20 protein-coding genes, 1 pseudogene and 1 riboswitch are annotated in these 24,009 nt (G+C 34.2%); of the genes and pseudogenes, 5 read left to right on the forward strand and 16 right to left on the reverse strand.

What is annotated here, in order from left to right; genetic code table 11:
- Positions 1–26: 26 nt before the first annotated feature.
- The 3 genes from Y7E_RS0115820 to deoC all read right to left on the reverse strand — a co-directional run bounded on the left by Y7E_RS0115820 (position 27) and on the right by deoC (position 3,330).
- Positions 27–1,328, reverse strand: coding sequence for a pyrimidine-nucleoside phosphorylase (locus Y7E_RS0115820; RefSeq protein ID WP_026049234.1), 1,302 nt, complete (start codon positions 1,326–1,328; stop codon positions 27–29).
- A 36-nt stretch (positions 1,329–1,364) separates the two neighbouring features.
- Complete coding sequence (locus Y7E_RS0115825) at positions 1,365–2,546, reverse strand: NupC/NupG family nucleoside CNT transporter (RefSeq protein WP_017152246.1); 1,182 nt, start codon at positions 2,544–2,546, stop codon at positions 1,365–1,367.
- 112 nt (positions 2,547–2,658) lie between these two features.
- Positions 2,659–3,330: a deoxyribose-phosphate aldolase gene (deoC, locus tag Y7E_RS0115830; RefSeq protein ID WP_017152247.1), complete on the reverse strand. Its 672-nt coding sequence runs from the start codon at positions 3,328–3,330 to the stop codon at positions 2,659–2,661.
- Between the two features lie 163 nt (positions 3,331–3,493).
- On the opposite strand from deoC, the gene Y7E_RS0115835 reads away from it, so the two are divergent.
- The gene (locus Y7E_RS0115835) at positions 3,494–3,856 is read left to right on the forward strand and encodes a hypothetical protein (protein ID WP_017152248.1); all 363 of its coding nucleotides are present in this window, start codon (positions 3,494–3,496) and stop codon (positions 3,854–3,856) included.
- 61 nt (positions 3,857–3,917) lie between these two features.
- Here Y7E_RS0115835 and Y7E_RS0115840 read toward each other — a convergent pair whose 3' ends face one another.
- From Y7E_RS0115840 to Y7E_RS0115875, 8 genes are all read right to left on the reverse strand, one after another.
- A complete protein-coding gene (locus Y7E_RS0115840) occupies positions 3,918–4,865 on the reverse strand; it encodes a sugar-binding transcriptional regulator (protein WP_017152249.1) in 948 nt (315 codons plus the stop codon).
- 372 nt (positions 4,866–5,237) lie between these two features.
- Positions 5,238–6,326, reverse strand: coding sequence for a non-hemolytic enterotoxin subunit C (gene nheC, locus Y7E_RS0115845; RefSeq protein ID WP_026049235.1), 1,089 nt, complete (start codon positions 6,324–6,326; stop codon positions 5,238–5,240).
- A gap of 183 nt (positions 6,327–6,509) precedes the next feature.
- The gene (nheB, locus tag Y7E_RS0115850; protein ID WP_017152251.1) at positions 6,510–7,718 is read right to left on the reverse strand and encodes a non-hemolytic enterotoxin subunit B; all 1,209 of its coding nucleotides are present in this window, start codon (positions 7,716–7,718) and stop codon (positions 6,510–6,512) included.
- 52 nt (positions 7,719–7,770) lie between these two features.
- On the reverse strand, positions 7,771–8,931 hold the full coding sequence (gene nheA / locus Y7E_RS0115855) for a non-hemolytic enterotoxin subunit A (protein WP_017152252.1): 1,161 nt from the start codon (positions 8,929–8,931) through the stop codon (positions 7,771–7,773).
- A gap of 987 nt (positions 8,932–9,918) precedes the next feature.
- Positions 9,919–11,010, reverse strand: coding sequence for a hypothetical protein (locus Y7E_RS0115860; protein ID WP_017152253.1), 1,092 nt, complete (start codon positions 11,008–11,010; stop codon positions 9,919–9,921).
- A 394-nt stretch (positions 11,011–11,404) separates the two neighbouring features.
- Positions 11,405–12,064: a response regulator gene (locus Y7E_RS0115865; RefSeq protein ID WP_017152254.1), complete on the reverse strand. Its 660-nt coding sequence runs from the start codon at positions 12,062–12,064 to the stop codon at positions 11,405–11,407.
- Positions 12,027–13,550 (reverse strand): sensor histidine kinase, encoded by a 1,524-nt coding sequence (locus tag Y7E_RS0115870; RefSeq protein ID WP_017152255.1) that lies wholly within the window; start codon positions 13,548–13,550, stop codon positions 12,027–12,029. Before Y7E_RS0115870 ends, Y7E_RS0115865 begins: the two co-directional genes overlap by 38 nt.
- 646 nt (positions 13,551–14,196) lie before the next feature.
- On the reverse strand, positions 14,197–16,023 hold the full coding sequence (locus Y7E_RS0115875) for an APC family permease (protein WP_017152256.1): 1,827 nt from the start codon (positions 16,021–16,023) through the stop codon (positions 14,197–14,199).
- A 145-nt stretch (positions 16,024–16,168) separates the two neighbouring features.
- Positions 16,169–16,314: riboswitch (cyclic di-AMP (ydaO/yuaA leader) on the reverse strand.
- A 184-nt stretch (positions 16,315–16,498) separates the two neighbouring features.
- Between Y7E_RS0115875 and Y7E_RS34465 the strand changes: the two genes are divergently transcribed.
- Positions 16,499–16,603 carry a hypothetical protein gene (locus tag Y7E_RS34465; RefSeq protein WP_237741392.1) on the forward strand — a complete coding sequence of 35 codons (105 nt, stop codon included), beginning with the start codon at positions 16,499–16,501 and terminating at the stop codon, positions 16,601–16,603.
- A gap of 27 nt (positions 16,604–16,630) precedes the next feature.
- Here the strand turns inward: Y7E_RS34465 and Y7E_RS0115880 are convergent, their stop codons facing one another.
- The 3 genes from Y7E_RS0115880 to panE all read right to left on the reverse strand — a co-directional run bounded on the left by Y7E_RS0115880 (position 16,631) and on the right by panE (position 18,753).
- Entirely contained in the window at positions 16,631–17,116 is a 486-nt protein-coding gene (locus Y7E_RS0115880) for a GNAT family N-acetyltransferase (RefSeq protein ID WP_017152257.1), read from the reverse strand.
- 294 nt (positions 17,117–17,410) lie between these two features.
- Positions 17,411–17,686, reverse strand: a complete 276-nt coding sequence (locus Y7E_RS0115885) for a hypothetical protein (RefSeq protein WP_017152258.1) — start codon at positions 17,684–17,686, stop codon at positions 17,411–17,413.
- A gap of 152 nt (positions 17,687–17,838) precedes the next feature.
- A complete protein-coding gene (panE, locus tag Y7E_RS0115890) occupies positions 17,839–18,753 on the reverse strand; it encodes a 2-dehydropantoate 2-reductase (RefSeq protein WP_017152259.1) in 915 nt (304 codons plus the stop codon).
- Between the two features lie 235 nt (positions 18,754–18,988).
- Here panE and Y7E_RS0115895 point away from each other — a divergent pair, with 235 nt between their 5' ends.
- Positions 18,989–19,534 (forward strand): GNAT family N-acetyltransferase, encoded by a 546-nt coding sequence (locus Y7E_RS0115895; RefSeq protein ID WP_017152260.1) that lies wholly within the window; start codon positions 18,989–18,991, stop codon positions 19,532–19,534.
- An 89-nt stretch (positions 19,535–19,623) separates the two neighbouring features.
- Positions 19,624–20,085 (forward strand): YfbM family protein, encoded by a 462-nt coding sequence (locus tag Y7E_RS0115900; protein WP_017152261.1) that lies wholly within the window; start codon positions 19,624–19,626, stop codon positions 20,083–20,085.
- 56 nt (positions 20,086–20,141) lie between these two features.
- Here the strand turns inward: Y7E_RS0115900 and trhO are convergent, their stop codons facing one another.
- Positions 20,142–21,116, reverse strand: a complete 975-nt coding sequence (trhO, locus tag Y7E_RS0115905) for an oxygen-dependent tRNA uridine(34) hydroxylase TrhO (protein ID WP_017152262.1) — start codon at positions 21,114–21,116, stop codon at positions 20,142–20,144.
- A gap of 537 nt (positions 21,117–21,653) precedes the next feature.
- Between trhO and Y7E_RS0115910 the strand changes: the two genes are divergently transcribed.
- Complete coding sequence (locus tag Y7E_RS0115910; protein WP_017152263.1) at positions 21,654–22,952, forward strand: Nramp family divalent metal transporter; 1,299 nt, start codon at positions 21,654–21,656, stop codon at positions 22,950–22,952.
- 22 nt (positions 22,953–22,974) lie between these two features.
- On the opposite strand, the pseudogene Y7E_RS0115915 reads toward Y7E_RS0115910, so the two are convergent.
- Positions 22,975–23,169, reverse strand: a pseudogene (locus tag Y7E_RS0115915) (response regulator); the annotation flags it as partial.
- Positions 23,170–24,009 lie beyond the last annotated feature (840 nt).

A 24,009-nucleotide genomic window follows, 5' to 3' on the forward strand; every position in this document is an offset into this window, starting at 1 on the left:
CAAAGTAAATTCCATTCTACTAACCATTAATCAGTAATAATTGTATGAATTAATTTAGGAGTCTCTGCTTTTTCTGATACAGAAATATTTTCATAAATTTTAGCTTTTACATCTTCAACGTTTTCACGATTTGCATAAATCGTAACAAGTGTTTCCCCTTCTTTTACAGCTTCTCCCACTTTTTTGCGTAGCATTAAACCAACCGCTAAATCAATTTCATCTTCTTTTGTTGCACGACCTGCTCCTAGAAGCATTGCCGCAATACCAATTTCATCTGCAACGATGTTAGACACAACACCTGAATTTTTAGCCGGTACATCAATTACATATTTAGCTTGTGGTAATTTTTCTGGTTGATCTACAATTGAACTATCCCCACCTTGATTACTTAAGAACTCCTTGAACTTTTCAATTGCTTTTCCATTCTTCATAACTTCTATCAACATTTCACGTGCTTCTTCTAATGTATTCGCTTTTTTACCAAGTACAACCATTTGACTTCCTAATACAAGTACTAATTCCGTTAAGTCTTCTGGACCTTCTCCTTTTAGTGTATCAATTGCTTCCTTCACTTCAAGAGCATTACCAATTGCAAAACCAAGAGGTTGTGACATATCTGAAATAACAGCCATTGTTTGACGACCAACATTATTTCCGATTCGTACCATCGCATGTGCTAATTCTTTCGCATCCTCTTCTGTTTTCATAAATGCACCTGCACCCGTTTTAACATCAAGAACAATTGCATCAGCACCAGCTGCAATTTTTTTACTCATAATTGAACTTGCGATTAACGGTATTGAGTTCACCGTTCCAGTAACATCACGGAGTGCGTATATTTTTTTATCAGCAGGCGTTAAATTTCCTGTTTGACCAATAACTGCAACCTTATCGCGATTTACTAAATCAATAAATTGTTCTTTCGTAATTTCGACATGGAAGCCTTCCACTGCTTCTAATTTATCAATCGTACCACCTGTATGACCTAAGCCTCGACCAGACATTTTTGCAACTGGTACATCTAAAGCAGCTACCAATGGTCCTAAAACTAATGTTGTTGTATCCCCAACACCACCAGTTGAGTGTTTGTCTACTTTAACTCCTTCAATCTCTGATAAATCAATTGTTTCTCCAGAATTCACCATAGCCATCGTTAAGTCAGCACGTTCACGATCAGACATGTCTTGGAAGAAAATAGCCATCGCAAGAGCACTCACTTGATAATCAGGTATTGATCCATCTGTATACCCTTTAATGAAGAAATGAATTTCTTCTGTTGTTAATTCTTTACCATCACGTTTTTTCGCAATAATATCTACCATTCTCATCTTAATCACCATTCCTTTTTATATTCTATGAAACTTTTAATATATTAAGCCAACAATCGTTGCTGATAAGAAACTTACTAATGTTGCACCAAAAAGTAATTTCAAACCGAATCTTGCTACTACATTCCCTTGTTTTTCATTTAAGCTCTTAACAGCTCCTGCAATAATTCCAATTGAAGAGAAGTTCGCAAATGAAACAAGGAACACGGATATAATAGCTGTTGTTCTTCCAGAGAAATTAAAGTTCCCTTGTGCTAAATCTGTCATTGCCACAAATTCATTCGATACAAGTTTTGTCGCCATGATGTTACCTGCGTTAACAGCTTCATGCCAAGGAACTCCCATAATAAATGCAAACGGCGCAAATACATATCCAAGAATTTCTTGGAATGAGATACCAATTACACCTTTAAACACAGCATTGATGAAAGCGATTAAAGCAACGAATCCAATCAGCATAGCTGCTACTGTAATAGCGACTTTAAAACCATCTATTATATATTCCCCTAATACTTCGAAAAAGCTCTTTTTCTCTTCCTCTTGTACTTCTAACATATCTTCTTCTTCAGTAACCTCGTAAGGGTTAATGATAGAAGCAATAATAAATCCACCAAACAAGTTAAGTACTAAAGCGGTTACAACATACTGTGGTTTTAATAAAACCATGTATGATCCAACAATCGACATAGAAACGGTTGACATTGCAGATGCGCACAATGTATATAATCTTCTTTCCGATAATAAACCTAACTGTTTCTTAACCGAAATAAATACTTCTGATTGTCCTAGAATCGCTGAAGCTACAGCATTATACGATTCAAGTTTCCCCATTCCATTTATTTTACTTAAAGCTAAACCAATATATTTCACAATAAATGGCAATACCTTAATGTGTTGCAGGATTCCGATTAAAGCTGATATGAAAACAATTGGCATTAATACCCCTAAAAAGAATGAAAATTCTTTTTGATTTACTAAACCACCAAATACAAAATTAACACCATCACCAGCATACTTTAACAATTGTCCAAAACCATCTGCAATTCCAGCGATTAGCACATTCCCGATGCTTGTATTTAATAGTAAAAAACCTAAAATAAACTGCAGTACAATCATCGTTATAATAGGAAGATATTTCACTTTTCTTCTATTATTACTAGCAAGCCATGCAATACCTAACACAATGATCAAGCCTATGATACCGATTACATATTTCATAAAATTCTCCCTCCTTTTCCGTATCCGCTTACATATTTTTCAATTATTAAAGCAATAGATACACTATGTTCCTTAACATTTTGTGTATCTATTACTTCCCATTTCTTATGAATTAGTAGTTATCTGAAGCGCCTTCTTTATCATTTAATACAATTGCAACACTTGCACTTGCACCGATTCTAGAAGCACCAGCTTCAACCATCTTTTCTGCATCTTCACGTGTACGAACGCCTCCAGATGCTTTCACACCAACGTTTGCGCCAACAGTTTTACGCATTAATGCGATATCTTCAGCAGTTGCTCCACCAGTTGAGAATCCAGTTGAAGTTTTTACAAAATCAGCACCAGCTTTTACTGACAATTCGCAAGCACGTACTTTTTCTTCATCAGTTAATAAGCAAGTTTCAATAATAACTTTTACAAGTGCTTTTCCTTTTGCAGCTTGTACAACTTCACGAATATCCTTTTCAACAAATTCATTATCGCCATCTTTTAAAGCACCAACATTGATTACCATGTCTACTTCAGTTGCACCTTTTGCAATTACATCTTTTGTTTCAAATACTTTTGTCTCAGTTGTATTTGCACCTAAAGGGAATCCGATAACTGTGCAAACATCCACATCATGTCCTGCTAATTCTTCAGCAGCTAATTTTACCCATGTAGGATTAATACAAACAGAAGCGAAATTATATTTCTTTGCTTCTTCTAAAACTTTCATCACATCTTCTTTTGTTGTATTCGGTTTTAAAACTGTATGATCAATTAACTTTGCAATGTTCATTTTCTTCACTCCTCATATCTTTTAACAACTTCATTCTAACCCTTAATTGAACAAATGTAAACACACTTTTGAAATTTTGTTCAATGTTTTTCAGGAGGAAACTATACCCAATAAAACGAATCTTATTTGTAATATAAAACGGGAAACAAAGGATGTGAGTCATTTGCTAAAATCGAAACCCTTTATACTAGCATTACTAATATGCATGGCACTATCTATATTCGTCTTTCAAAAAAGGAAAGTAATTTTCCAAGAAGGGAACCCAATACCATTTGCTATAGCTATTTCAAAAATGGTTATTCAAGATAAAGAAATGGTAGCAGTAGAACCGACAGATAATGAATATCCTTACTTAGTAAAACGTGGAAAAATGAAACCGTTTATCAATATGATGGAGGAAGATGGTTGGACTTTTGTGGAAAGAGATATAATGGCTAACTCCCTAACTTTTGAAAAAGGAGATCAATCGAAGAGTGTTTCTTATAAATACTATACAAGGTACTATCCCCTGATTTACTCATACTAAAATAAACGATATATTCAAAAAAGCTCTCTCAAAAGTATTATTTTGAGAGAGCTTTTTACTTCTAATTTTTTTTATAATTTAAAAGCTCTTTTGCAGTATGCTGATCGATAATCAACACATTCGCATATCCTCCGCTTAATGCACCATCAATTGCTTTTACTTTTCTAGAACCTCCCGCAACAAGAACGGAGCGTTTCTTTAAGCGCAACTCCTCTAAATCAATGCCAATTGTACGCTGATTAATTTCCTCACTGCAAATATTTCCATCTCCATCGAAGAAACGTGAACAAATGTCACCGACAGCTTGTTCCTTCAATAAGCTCATTTCTTCTTTATCTAAATAGCCTAATCGAAATAATAGCGCTTCATCCCTAACAGTTCCAACTGTGAAGATTGCAATATTCGCTTGTTTTCCCATTTCAATAATATGGTGAATATGCCTATCCTGTTCGACTAATTCCTTTGTAACCGCGTTATCAAATATAACTGGAAGCGGTAAGTTTCGTGGTGTTGTTTGAAAGGCATCTGCAAATAAAGCAATCGTTTCATTCGCATATGTATTAACACTCGAGTGACTAATACCTCCTTTTAGTTGAACAACCTCTACTCCTTTTACATGCTGAGGTACAATCTTTCGAGCGATTTCATACATCGTCGTTCCCCAACTCACCCCAACAATATCACCATTTGTAACAGTCTTCTCCATATACTCAGCAGCATACTTACTAATATATTCCGTAATAGTCGCATACTCTGGTACCGGAGAAAATACGACATGTGCTTCTAATAAATTATATTTTTCTTTAAGTAGGTTTCCTACATTATCTAAATCAGCAAATGGATCAGCGATGTTAATTTGAACAAAACCTTTTTCTTTTGCATATTTTAACAGCCTTGAGATGGTCGGTCTGGAGATATTCAGTTTATTAGCAATTTCTTGTTGGCTATAATCCGATTGGTAGTATAATCTTGCAACTTCAACGCTTAATTGTTGTTTCTCTTTATCCATAATAACTATTTATGTATCCTTTCTATATTTTCTAACATTACATGCATTGTACTTACAAGCATTATACCGCTTTATTCCTGAAAATTCGACCATCTGAATTAATAGCCAACTTCCCAAGGATAAAGTGAAACTTTAATCAGTGAGGGGTTCTTTATCCCCACTGATTATTAGCCCTCACCAATCGGGCTTTTACAGGCAGGTAATCCCTCACCTAACTGCTTTGCTTTCGCTGAATTTTGAGGTAGGGGTCTTACTGCCCGTTAATGCGGGATAAATCACTTCAAAATGACCGAATTATAGCGTGAAAATTTTCATCATCAAGTTTCTCTTTGTTCTCCTTACTACAACATATACGTTTTCTATATCCTCAATTTATTTTACTTTTACATCCTCATGTAATTTTTCTGTATAATTCTTGACATCCTGCCAACTATCTCTAGCTGTATTCAGATCTTCTTTGATAAAAGTAAACTCCTCAGGACTGATAGCTTTTACATTTTGTAACAAATTATTATACTTAGCACCAATTGTATACCACTGATTCGAAATATTGTGAAGAGAAGTAATGGCTGCATCAATTGTTTCCGTCATATTTATTGTTTTATTTTTCACATCAGTCAAAATAGCTACCTCTGCCTGCGCCCCAGAAATTCTCGCCTTTAAATTTTCTATTTCTCTCTCTGCGTTTGCAATATCTTTCTTGGCAACAGCAATCATTGGTCCACCGGCAAGACAAGTAATTAACGCCGCGCAAAGCACTGACCCAGCAATCAGCATATCATTACTTTTTTTAATTGAATCATTATAAGTATTGATTTGCTGCTCTAAAAGTGGAATTCCAGCATTCGTACTTGCTAAAACTGCTGTTAACTGATTTGAATCATCTTTAAAGCTTTTTGTATCTTCTGCCATTCTACTTCGAAACGTTTTTAACTTTTCTAATAGCTTGTCCACTTCACTCTGATTAGTCAAAATGATATTGTATAATTTTTCTAAATCAGATTTCAATTTCCCTCTGTCTTTTTGGTCAACAGCTGCTATTAGACTGCTGTAATAAGACTGAAACGTCCCGTTAAATTCCACTATATTTTGATCTGTTCTCATAATTTGAGGTTTCATTTCATCTAGCCAAAAAGATGCATTCACTTTTGCATCTTTTTGATGCTTGAGCATATTCTCTTTTAAATCACCGTTTATCGAACTTATCTTACCCAAATCTGTTTCTTGTTGATTTTGAATTGTTTTCGCGTACGAATCCATTGCAAATACACTAGATGTTGTTTGCGCCATTACATCTTGGAATCCAGCAGGACCAAGAGAATAGTTTTTATCACTTTCTTGTAATGAATGTATTTGATTTTTTGCTTCTGCTGCAAAAGGATGAAGTGGTACGATATTACTTGTCGTAACCCCAAGAACCATCACTGACAACATGATTTTCTTATAAAACCTCTTATTCATATCTCCACCTACTTTTTGTATAAAGTGAAACTTCTATCAACTGAAATCTTCTTTATCTCAACAATTCTCACGAATAATGAGATTAAAAATCTCCTGCTCAAAATTGAACAGGAGACCTGCATCACATACTTTACGTATTTGAAAGATTTATCAAACATCTCTATATAAAGCATTAGTGATTCATTATGCTTTTGTATCTACTACTTTAATATCCTCAGCATAAATCTTTTCAGCATAATCTTTAATATTTTTCCAGCTATCTTTAGCAATACTTAAATCCTCTTTGATGAAAACTAGATCGTTAGGACTAATAGATTCAACATTTTGAAGTAAAGAGTTATATTTTGATCCCATTGTATACCATTGATTTGAAATATTTTGCAGTGCAGTAATAGCTACATCGATCGTATTCGTTAAGTATTCAGTTTGATTTTTAATATTCGTTAAGCCAGCTACCTGTAATTGAGCTTGTGAAATTTGCCCTGTTATCTTTTGAATTTCTGCCTGTGCATTATCAAGTTCTTTCTTCGCTAAAACAATACCAGCTGTTCCTCCTCCTATCGCTGCTGCTCCACCCGCAATGAGTCCGATTCCTAGTGGAGTCCCTGCACCAGTAGCAATTACAACTGCACCACCTATAATAGCAATTGGGCCTAAAGCTGTCGCAACTGATGATCCAATGATAATTGCATTATATTTACCAATCGCCTCATTATACGTTGTGATTTGATTTTGCATAAGTGGGATTCCAGCATCTTGACTTGCTAAAATAGACGTTAATTGATTCGCATCACCTTTAAAGTTTTGTGTATCTGCTGTCATTTTATTTCGGAATTTTTTTAGGTCTTCCACTAGCTTGTCTACTTTTTCTTTATTCTCTGTAATACTAGTAGATAATCTTGTAAGTCCTTTTGTTAGTGTTGCTTTGTCTTTATTATCTACAGCTGTTACTAACGTATCGTAATAGTTTTGGAATTTCGTATTATAATTAATAATATTTTGGTTCGTGGAAATCAATTGCGGTTTAATTGTATCTAGCCATTGGTTCGCATTTCCTCTAGCAACATCTTGATGATGAACGACTTTTGCTTTTAAAGAATCATCAACTGTCGTTATACCATTAAAATTAACATTAGCTTGTTTAATAATTGTTAAGGCATACAGATCCATTACTAAAGCATTTGACCCTGTTCGTTCCATTGCATCTCTTAGACCATCTGGCCCTAGCGAATACTCAGAGTATTTGTCCGATGCATCTGTTACACTCGCATGAATCGGAATTGGTTTTGTTGTGCTTTCCGCTGCATATGTATGTGCAGGCAGGATATTTCCCGCCGCAACTACTGCCATGATTGCTGATAGAGCCATTACTTTATAAGGTTTTTTTGTCATTTTTCTTCTCTCCCTATATCATTAATTATTGTGATGTATTGTTTGCAAAAATTTAATGCACCACTACATTTATCACGTAATCTTCAAATTGCTTCGTTTGTTTAGCCGTCTCATCATTTATTCTTTTAAGTTGAATGAATTGTTTTTGGAGTGTACTACTATCGATAGAAACACCTGTTTCAAGATTCTCTTTCATTTGAAGCATAGTTTCATTCACTGACTTCCAATCATTTACCAAATACTCCAAAGTTGTAATTTGTCTATTAATTAGCTCCGTAAAACTTTTTACCTGATCTTCAATAAATGTAATTTCAGTTACTTGAATTTCAGATTGTGATAACTTTTGAATAAGTGGTAGTAATTCTTTTTGCTTCTGCTGAATTCTATTCGCAGCTTCTCTTGTTTGACTATCTGCAGCATTTACAATTTCATCGCTAAGAGACCCAATTGATACAAAATCTACCGTTTTTGTCTGAGCTGTTTGATTCGTAATTGTGAAAACTTGCTTCCCAATATTAATCGAGCCTTTAATAATTTCATTTGGTCGATTTAAAATCTTTGTAAGTTCTGCTTGAATCTCTTCTTGAATTCTTTTAATATCCGCTCTTATTTGTACAATATCTCCATTTGAGCCCTTTAATGATTGAATTGCTGTCTCAGCCTTTTGAGATAGACTCGCATTATCTTTATCCAATAAAGCTTTAAAGCGATTTAACTCAAGTAAAGTTTGTTCCATGTCATCTTGAATTGTTTGCGATTGACCATGGAGTCTACCGAAAGCGCTTACAAAATCCGTTTTCGCTTGTCCATCTTCATTCACTTTTCCAGCTAAATCATATAATTTGCTATAATAGCTATTAAATCTTGTACTATATCTCATCATTTCTTGATTTAGATCCATTAACTTCGGATTATATTCATCTACCCACTCACGGACATTCGTTTTTGCGATCTTTTGAAAATCTGTCAAACTACTCATAGCACTTACTTTAATATCTGGCTGTTGTAATATAACTAATCCGTATGCTTGTATTAAAGGAGTGTTTGATCCTAAAGCTCTTATCGAATTAGATAATGTATTTCTAACCGTTATGTTTTGAGCACTTGCTTGTTTAAATTCAGATTGATTACTTTCCGCGAAAGCACTTATTGGTGTTAAACAACTTGTAGATACTGCTGTAATCAATAAGCCTGTGATTAAAGTTTTTTTCACTTTAACTCCTCCTAATGTATTAGTATCCAATTATATTTCATATAGATTTTTTGTTTCTTTATGTATCCCTTATCAAACAGGGAAATATAGGAAACGTTCTCATAATATCTATTAAATCTTTTTCCAATATGTGTGAACCCTATTTCTAACTGTTCGTTTTTATATTTGCTTATTGGCGATTTCAATCCTTACTTGTTTGATTCAGTTAACAACAATATCTTAATAAGAACACAAAATCATACTTTACTATATCCACCTCTTTCAATCTATTAGATTCACAATGTAGTATAGTATTACTTGAACTTTAAACAAATCATACGAGCTACTCATCATACCTTTATTCACTGAATGAACAGTATATTATGAGAATCCTTTCAATCCCCTATAAAACAAAGAGGAAAAATCCCATTTACACATTACATATGTTACACAGAAATATTATTCATTTTTCACTATTCATCAATAAAAATATGAAACAAATAGCTGTGTTTAATTTCAAGTTTTATACTGTAGCATCATTTAAACACAGCTATTTTTCATCGTAAAGGAGTATTTTTTCTTTCGCTATTCCATAGGCTTTTTGTCTTTATTTCAATATAAAATAACATTAACTTTATAAAATATTAATAAGAGTACTTTTCATTGAAAAGCACCTTTATCTCTAAAAGAATTTTCATGAAAATAATTATATCAAGATAATTATTTTGAGTGTATGCAATTATGCATACACTCTTTTCACAAAGCAGATTTCCTTACGTTAAAACTTTTTCTCCCTTGCAGAAAACGACTCATTTTCTCTTTTTATCAAAAAAAGAAAATTAATTAATCATCCTCCTGAATAAAACATCCCCCTGTCCGCTCTTTTATTCATAGGTAGTAAGTCCCATCCTATATTCATTATTTGAAAGCGAGCGCTTACTATCTTCAAATCAATAACAAAATTCACCGACACCCATTTTTTTTCTACTTTTTGATTAGCAAAGTAAGCTACAAACTACCACAGTGTCTACATCTATTACGCCTCCGATAATAGTAAGCAATCGTAGCACCAAACAGAGCTATTCCCCAGATTGGCCATAATAGCTCTGGACCTTCCAATGCCCATCCCCTATGATCTAAGCCACCTGTATTAATAACCTTTCGGATGTACATCAAACCAGCTGAAGTAACCATAATGGAAACCAGTGAAGCAGGAATAATCGCTAATGAAAGAGGTACACGCTTACCAGCAACAAATGGAAACCAACGCGAAAAATGTTCTCCCCAGCGTTGAATAAGCCCTAGAGTAAGAATTGCCCCTCCGAGTGCTACGGTAGCCAACGATGCTCCTATTAACCAAATTCCAGGTGCATCACGTTCAAAAGAATCAAGTAATTCTTTAGTAGTTCCTAGTGGAATGCCTATCGCCCAACACCATCTTGTTATGGAATAACAGATAGGAACAATAATTGCAATGTAAGTGCACCATTTCCCCCAAGATGCTGCTGAGGATTGTGATGTCCATTTAGAAGGATTACTACTTCGGCCACAATATGGACAAGCATTTCGTGTTTGGCGTTGGTAGACTAGAGCAGTAGCACTCCATAAAAAGACTCCTAGCATACTAATATATTGATTCACGATCGTCCCGTACATCATCTGTTCAAAAAAATTCAATCCATGCGGAAAATCAAATGGCGCTCCAACCAGAAATACAATTCCATATGCTACAGTCACTAAAACACGGTAGTCAATAACTGCGAATAATAGAATCACTACTAACATATACACAAACGCGAGTAATATAATTCGTAAAAGTCCATTACCTAAGCCACGAATCATCATGATAGCTACAATGACTCCCATTACTCCAAATCCAACCATCGCAGGTGCACCAATTTCCTGACTTAGACCACCTAACATTGAATATCCAGGTTGCGGATCTCCTATACCAATGGGAAATCCAGTTCCTCCCACTGTCCAATACAAACCTAATATGAAATACATCAATGACCATGCACCCGCAACATACCCAATCCATTTTGGCCATAGTGATAACCACCCAATACCGCCTTTTCCTTGTTTTTTAACATTTAACATCCCGAAAACAGCTCCTTCTATTTAAAAATTTAGAATTCAGCATAAAAACGACTACTACCACTTGAATAACTAAAGAAATTTGATTTTCCATCTAACATTTCTATTTATTTTGTGAAGGGTTATTATTCGACTGTCGTATATGATTTAATTTCAAAACCATATTCTTCAACTCCCTACTGTATATTGATGAGTAAGTTCATATTATGATAAAAGGGGCAATTTGAAACGAATCCACAGAACTGTTTATAAACAGTTCTAGAGGTCCATTTAGAAAAAAATTTGCACGATCAAGATTGTAAGTTGGCAAACTATAAATATCGAAAAATAAAAATACCAATTCCACGTAAAGGAATTGGTATGAGAAACCTTCTAATATAGATTAATAATTTCTTTCCTAATTCGGACGCATAAACCCTTGTTCCCAGGCAAAAACAGCAGCTTTCGTACGATCGAGCATATGAAGCTTACTTAAAATGTTACTAACATGACCTTTAACTGTCTTTTCACTAATGAAAAGTCCTTCAGCAATTTCAGCATTCGTGAGCCCCCTAGCAATCAATCGTAATACTTCCAATTCTCGTTCACTTAGCTCGGAAAATGGATTGAGAGGTGCCAGTTTCGTAGCACGAATCTCATTAACAACCCGTGCAGCCACCCGTGGATGCATCATGGATTCGCCTTGTACGCCTCTCCTGACAGTTTCAACCAATTGATTAGGCTCAATGTCTTTAAGCACATATGATATTGCTCCTGCACGTAATGCTGGGAAAATGTACTCATCCTCATGATAAGAAGTCAATACAATCACTTGAGAACGAGGACTAACTTGTTTAACTCTTCGAATCGCCTCTACACCATTGATACCTGGCATCACTAGATCCATGAGTACGATATCTGGCACAAGTTCAGCAGCTAGAGCCGTAGCACTTTCACCATTTTCTGCTTCTCCAACTACGTGAAAGTCAGGTTGAATTGTGAACAAAGTATTCAATCCTTGTCTGACAATTGCATGATCATCAACAATTAAAATCGAAATCAGATCTTCCTTCTCCATTTTCTATCACCTCTTCTAAATAGCAATTGGCATTCGGCTTGTTATCTTCTTGAATGTCTGTTTGCTTACATTGAACGGTAATTTTCACACCTCTCTCCATCTCGCTTTGGATATCAATATACCCCTTTAATGCATGAATCCGCTCACGCATAGAAGACAACCCTACTCCTTGTTGATCAACCCTTTGAATATCAAACCCACAACCATTATCATGAATAGAAAGCGTTACAACTTCTTCACAAACTAGATGAATTATTACCATATTTGCCTGACTATGACGTGCAACATTATTCAGTGCCTCCTGTGTAATGCGAAAGAATGCTTCTTCAATAATAGGTGATATTGGTTGCTGTCCACTTGTCTCCAAATTAACCATGATACCCGATTGTTCTTGCCACATCCCCACATAATCCCTTAATGCATGTGCCAGATCCTTCCCCTCAAGCGCAACAGGACGTAATTCCTGAATCAATGCACTTAACTCACGCTGCGTTTGATTTAACACATTTTCTGCTTTTAACAAATGTTCTTTAGCGGTTTCATCGTCTTTTCCGATAAGGGATTTGCTAGTATTCAGCCAGATTGATGTAGCAAACAGTTGCTGCTTAATACTATCATGTAGCTCACGTGCTAATCGATTACGTTCCTCTAGTGTCGCTAAATCTTGCCGCACTCTAAATAAGGTACTTAGTTGTCTCGCCATCTGATTCAGCTTACGTGCCAACTGCCCCAATTCATCCTTTGAAGGATCATGTACAAATGTTGTGAAATCTCCTCGGCTCCATTCAGCTGTAGAATTTAATATCTTTTGAATACGACGAACGAGACTTCGAGACGTGATAATTCCAAAGGTAATCCCAACAATTGCTGCACCAATCAAGAAAGCCAAAATACTAAATCCAAAAAACTGAAAGGTAACCTTCCAAAAATCGAACAAAGAAAAATGTATGTTTTCTGCTTTAACTACTAATACCCCACGAACATCTTTCTCATTCGCTAATGGAGAAACAACATATAAAATCCCATCTTTATGGTAGCTATATGTTTTTAATTTACGTGCTTCAGATGGTTTCAATGACAGAGCTGTATATATATGTTGATAAACTTTCGCAGGAAATTCTTCTTTAAAATCAATGAACTGAGGCACTCCCTCTCCAGCACTTGCAATTAATTTCCCATCAGGATCAGTGACCACAGAAAATCCATCAAATTCAGTTCCTACTTCAATGGGCCAATCTTCTAATGCTTTCTTCAGTTGATTTTGATTAATAAATGGTCCGTTAAAGTTAGAGGATATATTTTTGGCTTGTATACTTATCTGTTGTTCAAACATTCGGTCTGCATTATATTTCACGAGATTAAGCGAAATAAGAAAGCCCACCACTTCAAGTATCAATAGAACACCAATGGTTGTTAACACATAAAATAAAGTCAATTTCCACTGCAAGCGGTGGAAATGTTGGACAAAACGAGGTAGAAATTTCATGTTTTTTCCTTCCTAATTGAAAGTATTGTGACCATCGTATTGTTCAATTTTCACTAAAATTTATTCTCTACTATATGATATGTATTGAATTTTTATATTCCTTTCTCAAGGTTCTTCTTTATATAATTCATACTAGATATGGTTTTTCTTGATAAACCAGGGGGTTTCCTGGCATATTTTTAAAATTATTTGTGCACAAATATACCCTGTCCTTGCTTTTTTATAAATCAAATTCCTTTCCGACTTATAATTCATTCTGTTTTAACGACTTCTTAAAATCATAATTTGGTATCGAGAAACAAATACAAGCTGCACTATTTTCCTTAATGGAGAATGCAGATATAAAAAACGCATTTTTATAATAATATTCTTAAAGAAAAAATCAAAAACTATATATTTTAATAGTATTGAAGGCATTTATAAAATGTAGACACCCTAAAAAGTTAGCCTATTCAAAAAAAACGAAAGTCGATGAATAAGAATTTTAACAAGGTTAGATAGAATAACTTTCGGAGTGGTAAAAGCTTTGAGCTACCAAATTTAAAACAAGGATTGGATACACAAAGATAAGGTATATAACCTATTAATATAAAAAGGTAGCTCTACATAAGTAAAGCTACCTTAGAAATTGCTTGTTCTATAATCTTTATTTTTTTAAATGATAAGGCACAGTCGTAATAACTACATTTCTCTTATACAGCAAGAATGCACGAATTAATAAGCTCGATTGGTTATGAAGAATATTGTGCCAGCCTTTTTTAGGAATAAATTGTGGTATTACTACAGTAACCCGATAATTTGATTCGCTAGCTTTATATTGAACCGTATCAATAAATTTGGTCAGCGGCTGAATAATACTTCTGTAATGAGAGTGCAGTGTCACCAGTCTAATCTCCGGCTGCCATTTCTTCCATTTTTCTTCGAATTTCTTCTCATCTTCTCTTTCAAAAGAAACGTAAACAGCTATGATCTGATCTGGTGAAAGGGATTTAGCGTAATTTAATGAATTCTCTACTACATGAGTCATGCCAGCAACAGGAACAATAATTACATTCCCTTCAATCGGCAAAATTGGTTCACACGTTTTAAGACTTAATTGATCCCCTACCGCTTCATAATGCTTTTTAATTCGGTGAAAAACAAAAATGATGGCAGGTAAGAAAATTAAAACTGTCCAAACTTGTGCAAACTTGGTTAAAAAAAACATACTCATAACGATAAAACTAATAATAGCACCGATTAAATTGATCGTTAATTTTAAAATCCATCCTTGAGGCTTTTCACGAATCCATTTAACCACCATTCCAGACTGGGACAACGTAAATGGAATAAACACGCCTACTGCATAAAGTGGAATAAGATGCTCTGTTTGCCCTTGGAAAGCAATAATTAAAAGAATTGAGGCAATTCCAAGGATAATAATACCGTTTGAATACCCTAATCGATCTCCTCTAATCGTAAACATTCTCGGTATAAACTTATCTTTCGCAAGGTTAACTGCTAATAAAGGAAACGCAGAATAACCAGTGTTAGCAGCCAAAATTAATATTAAAGCTGTCGTACCTTGTATGAAAAAGTACATAAAGTTTCGACCAAATGTTTGCTCAGCAATTTGCGAAACGACTGTCACTTCTTTACTAGGAGTAATCCCATAATAATACGCTAAATATACAATTCCTGAAAATAATAACGCAAGTAAAGATCCCATCGCAAGCAATGTTTTCGCAGCATTATTGGGAGCTGGATCTTTAAAGTTTGGAATTGCATTAGAAATCGCTTCAACGCCCGTTAAAGCAGAGCTACCTGATGCGAATGCTCTTAACAGTAAAAACAAACTAACACCTGCAACTGGTGTTCCAATTGGAGTATGCAAATCTGGTGAAACTTGACCCGTTACAATATTATATATTCCTACTCCAATTAATATAAATAATGCTAAAACGAATAAATAAACTGGATATGCTAAAACTGAAGCTGATTCCGTTACACCTCTTAAGTTTAAGATCGTAATAAATAATACAAATACAATTGCAATGATTACATTATGTTCATGTAAGCTAGGAAATGCAGATGTAATCGCATCTGTACCTGCCGATACACTTACTGCTACAGTTAAAATATAGTCTACTAATAAGGATCCTCCAGCTATTAATCCTGGATTAACCCCTAAATTTTCTTTTGATACTACATATGCTCCTCCGCCATGAGGATACGCAAAAATAATTTGTCTATAAGACAAAATTAAAGCTGTTAACAGAATTAATACTCCAATTGCAATCGGAATTGAATACCAAAATGCTAACGCACTCACTGTAGCTAGTGCAATTAATATTTGCTCTGGACCATATGCCACTGATGATAAAGCATCAGAAGAAAGAATAGCTAATGCTTTCGTTTTGTTAAGTTTTTGCTCTCCTAATTCAGTTGACTTTAACGGTCTTCCAATTAAAAATCTTTTTATAGATGAAACCACTGCTGTCCACTCTCCAATAATTTTGTACGAACAATTCTCTGCTTGTTAAAACTAATAAACTATCTTTTCAGAAAACAAAAAATGTCTACAAGCCCTAACAAATAAACTTGTAGACATCAATTTTTTTGTCGCACAAGCTCCACCTTCCTTCTCAATATAACGCTTACGAGGTTAGCTGTCGGATTCGGGCCTATGAGTAGCCCTACCTTTTTCAAGGATTCACCCCTTGGATTATGCAATAATCCATAAAAACGGGTCCCCCGTACCATGCGGTTTCAGCGATTTAGAAATTTGAAACTGTGGATTATAATACTCCTTTATTTAAAAAAAGTAAACAAAAATTTTTAAACAATAGCTTAAATTTTTAGAAATAGAAAAATTGCGATGATTATGTAGGATACTACTTCATAAACGAACATAATGCGTCATATCAAGTTTGACTAGAAAGGATGGTATATTTACATAAAATCATTTTTTGTCTGATAAATTCTTAAATGAAATAATTGAAGAGCCTAATCAACTATACGGTGATCCCACAAAGGAACAAGATGATGTACGCACAAATAAAGATAATGCATAATTTATTTCCGAACAAAAGGACGTTTCCTTATATAAACCTACTTAATATTTCTCCAGGTAATCCATCAATTTCACAAATTTTCTCTGATGTAAATCCTTGTTTTATTAAAATTTTTCTAGAAGGGATATTTTCTGGATCAATAATTGCTTTCAGTACGTTCAATTTTGTTTGCTTAGCTAATTCAATTAATTGTTTTGCAATTGTGGTACCATATCCTTTCCCCCAATAAGTAGGTAATATCATATAGCCAATTTCAGCTTCTTCTCTTTCTTTTTCATTTAAAGTGAAATGCCCAAGACCAATAAATTCATTCGTTACACTATCAGAAACTTTATATGAGCCATATAACTCATATTTTTCATTACGTTCTAATAACTTTTGATAGTTTACTTTGGCCTCTTTCAACGGAATCGCTCGTTCTGTAATTTGTGCCATAACTTGTTCATTAGATACTAATTGGAAGTAATCCTTAAAATCTGTCACTTCAAATTTCTTAAAGTTTAGTCGCTGCATTTTATTCCTCCAAACTTTCCATTTTATCAAATAGAAATTATCACTATTATTTTAAGTTAATCAGAAAAAGCCGATACTATTTTTATAATATCGACTTTCAATTTTATTGTTCATAAATATCAGAATTATAAAGTGAAAATTTAATCCGTAGGGGGGGTGATTACTATCCTACACTAATCGGGCTTTTGCAGACAGTTGCTCCCTCCACATAACTTCTTTGCTTTCGTTAAATTTTGAGGTGAGAGTCTTACTATCAGCAAATAGTGGGATAAAATATTGAATGTTCATATACACTTACCTAATTTGTACTTTTTTATATCCATCTTCTTTTTCGAGACCATTCATTTTTAAATTCACATAATAAACCAATCTAAATATAAACGGAAACAATAAAGAGCCTACAAGGGATGGAATGAATATGTCATTAAAAAGTGAGCCTATCCCAAAAAGAATCACCGCAAAAAAGTAGCCTACAACTGCACTCCAATAAACAAAACGTGCAAATTTAGTTTGGAACGTCTCACCTTTTTTGCAAGGTTTACCAAACATAACTTGGACAAATTTAATCAATGTAATCCCCCCTCCTTATAACAACCAATTTTCTTCTCCTTATACAGTAGCTTGTTTCAAGAGACAAAAGCCAATTATATCTCATTTACAGTAATTCACTACATCACACCAGCAGGCCTAGGACTCTCTCTATGGACTGTTTAAACTTTCTCTTACAACGTCTCTTCATAAATCTTTAAATTTTGATAAATAATTTTTAACATCGGCGCATCTATATGGAATTGCTTTGCTAATTTCAATAAATATCCTTGTAAGTACTCCACTTCGATGAATGAACCTTTTTCCATATCTCGCTGCATAGAAGATTTCATATCATAGGAAATCTTATCAATCGTCTTTATATGTTCTTCAACAATATGATCATGAATTGGGGCTCCCGATGCTCTCATAATCTGTGCTGCTTCTTCAAATAAATTCCGAATCAAGTCCCGGCCCCCATCACTTTCACGGATTGGTCCTATTGGTGCGCGCATTAGCGTAGTCACGCCTGACATAACAGTAATAAATAAGTATTTATGCCACATATCTTGCACAATATGATTACTCAAAACAAAACTTGCTTTTGTACCCTTTAAGGTATCGGCAATCCTATGTATTCGCTCTGTATGTAGATGTTTAATTTCCCCAAATACAAATCGGTCAGCAGAGCTAGTTTGAACAACATCTCCCTCGCCGTTTAATGTTGTTTCAATAAAACACAAACCTCCAATAACTTTATCCTCACCAAATACTCGTTGTAATGCAGATAGATGGGCTATACCATTTAGTAGTGGTATAATAATTGTGTTCTCACCAACAAATGGCTTCAAATCGTTTATGGCTTCTTCTAAATGATAAGTTTTTGTTGAAAATAAAATTAAATCAAATGGGGCTACTGATTCAGTTTTTGTTATTAATTGTGGTATGAAAGAGAAATCTCCATTTATACTACGAAGGACTAAACCATTTTTTTTAAGCTGTTGTTTTCGTCCACTACGAACAAGAAAAGTAACATCTTCCCCTTTTTCTACTAAGCGACCTCCAAAATATCCTCCGACTCCTCCAGCCCCTAATACTAAAATACGCATATAGAACTCCCCTTTTCCAAACATGAAATTTCACTTTATTGCAGCATAACTATATTATACATCTGACCCACAAAATAGACAGAAGATTCAACCTCTTGTTGAGGTTTTATTTTAACTAAGTCTATATAATAATAGTCATCATTTTATTAACGAATAAATTCGTAGTATTTCAATTCAAAAAGTTATGTATTATTAAATTAGAAACTAATTGTATAGTTAGAAAGGATGAGAAAAAATGCAATATCCAATGTTCTTATCTAAGAGATTAACAATACGCCCATTTGAATTAAATGATGCTCCTAAAGTTCAAGAATTAGCAGGAGATAAAGAAGTTGCGAAAACTACTACAATTATTCCTCATCCTTATCCAGATAGCTGGGCAGAAGAGTGGATTACCTCTACTCATACAGCTATGGATAAAGGAGACAGTTTTCACTTTGCAATGGTTAATGAGCAAAATATACTCATCGGTTGCATATACCTTTTTATCAATAAAAAACATAATAAAGGAGAATTAGGATACTGGATAGGTAAATCATATTGGGGTAAAGGCTACTGCACTGAAGCCGGTCAGGTCATCGTTACATATGCATTTGAAGAATTAAAGCTCAATCGAATTTATGCTGATGCTTTCGCTAAAAATCCTGCCTCCTCTAAAGTCATGCAAAAATTAGGATTGAAACATGAAGGAACATTTAAACAAAGTTGTTTGTACTGGGGAGTGTATGAAGATACTGTCGTTTATGGTTTAACAAGATCTGATTATAACAAGAGTAAGTAGCTGCTCTTCTTTACTTTCCAAATGTTGGAGCAAATAGCTACATTAAAAATGATATACTAAATTCAAAACCTTTAGAGGAGCTGGCTATTATGGGGATGATCGGACAGTATATACTAGTTACAAATGAGGAATTAAGTAAAATCAAAAATAAAAAGTTGGATATTTATTTTAAAGAATCTGATTTAGATATCGATAAGTCATGGCAATTACTTCATTTTATTTTATGTGGTGAAATTGGCGGAGGCGAACCGCCAATTGGGCATGTCGTACCACTGAATGATTCCATCATAGATAACGATTCTCTCGGTACGTTTTACCTTACAGCTAGTGAAGTCGAAGAGGCTTATTCTGCAATAAAAGATTTAAGTGAATCTGATTTTAACAACATGTACAACTTTCAAGAATTAATGGATGAACAACTTTATCCACTTGTTGAAGATGATGATTCAGATGAAATATTAGAATATACCTATAATTACTTTTTAGAAATTCAAGAACTATATAAACAAGCTGTTTCAAACAAGCAATGTGTAATTTTTTTCATTATCTAAATAAAAAAACGGATCCTCTCTTTTACGATAAGATCCGTTTTTAATCAAGTGAAATATTATCCTAATTTCACTTGATTTTCTGCTTCAATTTTTTCTAATGCAATAGCTACTTGCTCTTCTGTTAATTCATGTTCTTTCACATAACGATTACGTGGGTGCACGCGGCATTCATGTGAACAAGCACGTAAATATTTCTGTTCATTTTCTTCTGAACATAAGATTTGTTTGTTACATTCCGGATTCGCACAATTTACATAGCGCTCACATGGCTCATTTGTAAAGTGGTCTTTACCAACGATAACATGTTCTTTTTGGTTCACAGGAACACCAATACGCTCATCGAATACGTAACATTGCCCATCCCAAAGTTCGCCTTGTACTTCAGGGTCTTTTCCGTACGTTACAATTCCACCATGAAGCTGACTTACGTCTTCAAAACCTTCTCGAACTAACCAGCCTGAAAATTTCTCACAACGGATACCGCCCGTACAATACGTTAAAATCTTTTTACCTTCAAGAATCTCTTTATTTTCATCGATCCAGTCTGGCAATTCACGGAATGATTTAATGTCCGGCTTAATCGCACCTCTAAAATGCCCTAAATCAAATTCATAATCATTTCTTGCATCAATTACAACTGTATTTTCTTGCTGCATTGCTTCATAAAACTCTTTTGGCTCTAAATATTTTCCTGTTGTTTCTTTTGGATTAATATCGTCATGTAATCGAAGTGTAACAAGCTCTTTACGCGGACGTACATGCATCTTTTTGAACGCATGCCCATCAGCTTCATCCACTTTAAAAACGATTCCAGCAAAACGTGGGTCGTTTTTCATTGCTTCCATATATTTCTCTGTTTGTTCAACAGTACCTGAAGCAGTTCCGTTAATTCCCTCTTCTGCCACAAGAATTCTTCCTTTTAATTCAAGTGAATTACAAAATTCTAAATGCTGAGCTGCAAACTCTTCCGGATTCTCAATTGTAGTGTACATGTAGTACAGTAACACTCTATACGGTTTCGTATTTAACATGTTGTTTCTACCACCTATCTAAGTCAATATTTTAAAATCATGTATAAGTTAACGATCATATCGGAACATATAAGAATAAGAAAAGATATGTTAACTATTGTTCAAATAACTTTCTCCTATTTACAATGTTTTCCCATAAGTTAACGCAAATGAAAAACGAGATTACATAACAATCCACTACGGTTGCGATGTAATCCCAATATATTATATAACATACAAATCGGTTTCCAGCAATTAATATGCTATAACCCCTATTTTACAATTGAAAAACACCCTTTTCCATTCCATATTATAGGTCAATTTTCTTCATTCTCCTAAAATCCCAAAAGTTACAACTGTATGTTAGCTGTTTTATTTATTTTGGTTACATAGTTATTTCAAGTACACCTTTTGTTGTATAAAGTCATATAATTTGCATTAAGGAAACACTTATGTTCAAATAAAAACATCAACTAAAATATCTGAATGTATTGAAATAAAATAGAAGAATAAATACAATAATTGCATCAAGCTAAGAAACTAAAGGGGAAGACTATTATGAATAAAGGTATAACAAAAGATGAACAAATCCCTTCGCAAAGTACAACAGTTCAATCTGCTCATCTAGCTTTAAGTGGTGAAACAAAAGGATTAAAAAGATTATTACCCTTTTTAGGACCTGCTTTTATTGCTTCTGTTGCTTATATTGATCCAGGGAACTTCGCTACAAATATTGCAGCGGGATCACAATACGGTTATTTATTACTTTGGGTGATTCTAGCTTCCAATTTAATGGCCGTATTAATTCAGTCTCTATCAGCAAAACTCGGGATTGCTACTGGTAAAAACCTTCCTGAAGTTGCTCGCGAACATTTTCCAAAACCCGTTTCAATCGGTTTATGGATACAAGGTGAACTCGTTATTATGGCTACTGACTTAGCTGAATTTATCGGCGCCGCTTTAGGTCTATATTTACTGTTCGGTATCCCAATGTTACCCGCTGCTTTAATTACAGCAGTCGGATCATTCATTATACTTGAATTCCAGCGTAGAGGCTTTCGTCCATTAGAAGCTGTTATTACAGGGATGGTCTTTATTGTTGTTGTTGCATTTGGTGTACAAGTATTTTATGCGAAACCAGAACTAAGCCCCCTTCTTTCAGGACTATTTATTCCTAAATTTCAAGGTGTAGATAGTATTTTACTTGCAGCTGGGATTTTAGGTGCAACAGTAATGCCACATGCGATTTATCTACATTCTGCTTTAACGCAGCGCCGCGTAGTCGGAACAACAGATGAACAGCGTAAAAAGATTTTCCATTTTGAATTCATTGATATCATTATTGCAATGGTGATTGCTGGAGCGATTAATGCAAGTATGCTAATTGTAGCAGCTGCCTTGTTCTTCAAAAACGGATTACATGTTGAAGATTTAGACGTTGCTTTTAATGAATTTAGCAATTTAGTTGGACCTGTATCAGCGAGCCTTTTTGGAATTGGATTGTTAGCTGCTGGTTTATCTAGTTCTTCCGTCGGTACAATGTCCGGTGATATTATTATGCAAGGATTTATCCGCATGCATATTCCTTTATATTTAAGAAGATTTATAACAATGATTCCACCACTTGTTATTATCGCTTTAGGTGTAAATCCAACTTACGCCCTTGTCATGAGTCAGGTCGTTTTATCATTTGGTATTGCATTTGCATTAGTACCTCTCATTATGTTTACAAGTAGCAAAAAGATTATGGGTATTCTAGTCAATCATCGTATTACCAGCGCAATTGCCTGGTTAATTGCCGGGCTCGTTATTGCTTTAAATATTTTCTTACTGTATCAAACATTTACTGGGCAATAAGAAAGAGGGTATCGTACGAATATATACGATACCCTCTTTTTATTTTAATTTTCACAAGACAAATAGCCAGTTGAATGTCATTCTTCTCTAAAATATCTAATGCCTCTACCCCATTATAAGCTCTTAAAACTTTAAATCCGTCTTGTTTCAAGTGCACTTCAATTAATTGAACAATATCTGCGTCATCATCTACGATTAATATAGATTTTTGTTTCATAGTCCATCCTCTTCACTATATGGATATATCTCCGTAAACTTTTATGTACATATTCTTCGAATATCATCCAAACCTTTAATTTTCAAACATATCACGCATTAAATGTTCACTGTACATAAAAGTTTTTCTGTACATAAATAGGACGCTCACGATAAAATGTGTACATGTTGATTTGAAATAAAGTCGTACCGGTTTGAAGAAAGTTGCACCGTTTATAAAAAAGTTACGATGATTTGAAAAAAGTTTAACCGTTTTAGAGGAAGATTTTTTAAGAAAACATTGTTGTAGCATGGTTTATAAAAACTTTTGATCGAACTTTTTTATAAAATTTGTATACTAATTCACAATAATTATGCTGTTTTTGATCAAACTTTTTTCAAATGCTACACAATATATATATAAATAATCTAAGTATGATTTATGTACTTAATAAAGCACTACATTGAACAAGCACCTTCTCTACTATTGCATATTATTCTGGTACTGTTCACTCCCAAATACTAATATTCTCTATTTACTAGACAGATAGTTCTTAATTATACTAAAGTAAACAGCAGAATATGTCCGAATAATTAATTGTAGCGCACCTTGAAATATTAGATAGCTAAATTTTAATGCCTACTTATTCAATGATGTATTGAAGTAGTTTTATAACGCTTTTATATGATGGTGTCATGAGTTCTAATTGTCTTATTAAAAAAATGTTTTAGACTATAGAAAAAAGTATTTGACTATTAAAAAATAGTTCTAGACTGAAAAGAAGCTTTCTGTACCTAAAGGCGAATGTGTTGGAAGACAGCAGCGTATAAGAAAACCGCCTGTGAGGGCGGTCAATTTTTT

Origin of the sequence: Bacillus bingmayongensis (genome assembly GCF_000299035.1) — a bacterium.
GTDB lineage: Bacteria > Bacillota > Bacilli > Bacillales > Bacillaceae_G > Bacillus_A > Bacillus_A bingmayongensis.

Coding starts and splice junctions, on each gene's coding strand:
- Y7E_RS0115860 (WP_017152253.1), bottom strand. CDS start 11,010: ATGTTAAATGTTAAAAAACAAGGAAAAGGCGGTATTGGGTGGTTATCA.
- panE (WP_017152259.1), bottom strand. CDS start 18,753: ATGCGTATTTTAGTATTAGGGGCTGGAGGAGTCGGAGGATATTTTGGA.
- Y7E_RS0115865 (WP_017152254.1), bottom strand. CDS start 12,064: ATGGAGAAGGAAGATCTGATTTCGATTTTAATTGTTGATGATCATGCA.
- deoC (WP_017152247.1), bottom strand. CDS start 3,330: ATGAACATTGCAAAGTTAATTGATCATACAGTTTTAAAACCGAATACA.
- nheC (WP_026049235.1), bottom strand. CDS start 6,326: ATGAATAAGAGGTTTTATAAGAAAATCATGTTGTCAGTGATGGTTCTT.
- Y7E_RS0115820 (WP_026049234.1), bottom strand. CDS start 1,328: ATGAGAATGGTAGATATTATTGCGAAAAAACGTGATGGTAAAGAATTA.
- nheB (WP_017152251.1), bottom strand. CDS start 7,718: ATGACAAAAAAACCTTATAAAGTAATGGCTCTATCAGCAATCATGGCA.
- Y7E_RS0115880 (WP_017152257.1), bottom strand. CDS start 17,116: ATGCAGCGACTAAACTTTAAGAAATTTGAAGTGACAGATTTTAAGGAT.
- trhO (WP_017152262.1), bottom strand. CDS start 21,116: ATGTTAAATACGAAACCGTATAGAGTGTTACTGTACTACATGTACACT.
- Y7E_RS0115900 (WP_017152261.1), top strand. CDS start 19,624: ATGGGGATGATCGGACAGTATATACTAGTTACAAATGAGGAATTAAGT.
- Y7E_RS0115870 (WP_017152255.1), bottom strand. CDS start 13,550: ATGAAATTTCTACCTCGTTTTGTCCAACATTTCCACCGCTTGCAGTGG.
- Y7E_RS0115910 (WP_017152263.1), top strand. CDS start 21,654: ATGAATAAAGGTATAACAAAAGATGAACAAATCCCTTCGCAAAGTACA.
- Y7E_RS0115895 (WP_017152260.1), top strand. CDS start 18,989: ATGCAATATCCAATGTTCTTATCTAAGAGATTAACAATACGCCCATTT.
- Y7E_RS0115825 (WP_017152246.1), bottom strand. CDS start 2,546: ATGAAATATGTAATCGGTATCATAGGCTTGATCATTGTGTTAGGTATT.
- Y7E_RS0115840 (WP_017152249.1), bottom strand. CDS start 4,865: ATGGATAAAGAGAAACAACAATTAAGCGTTGAAGTTGCAAGATTATAC.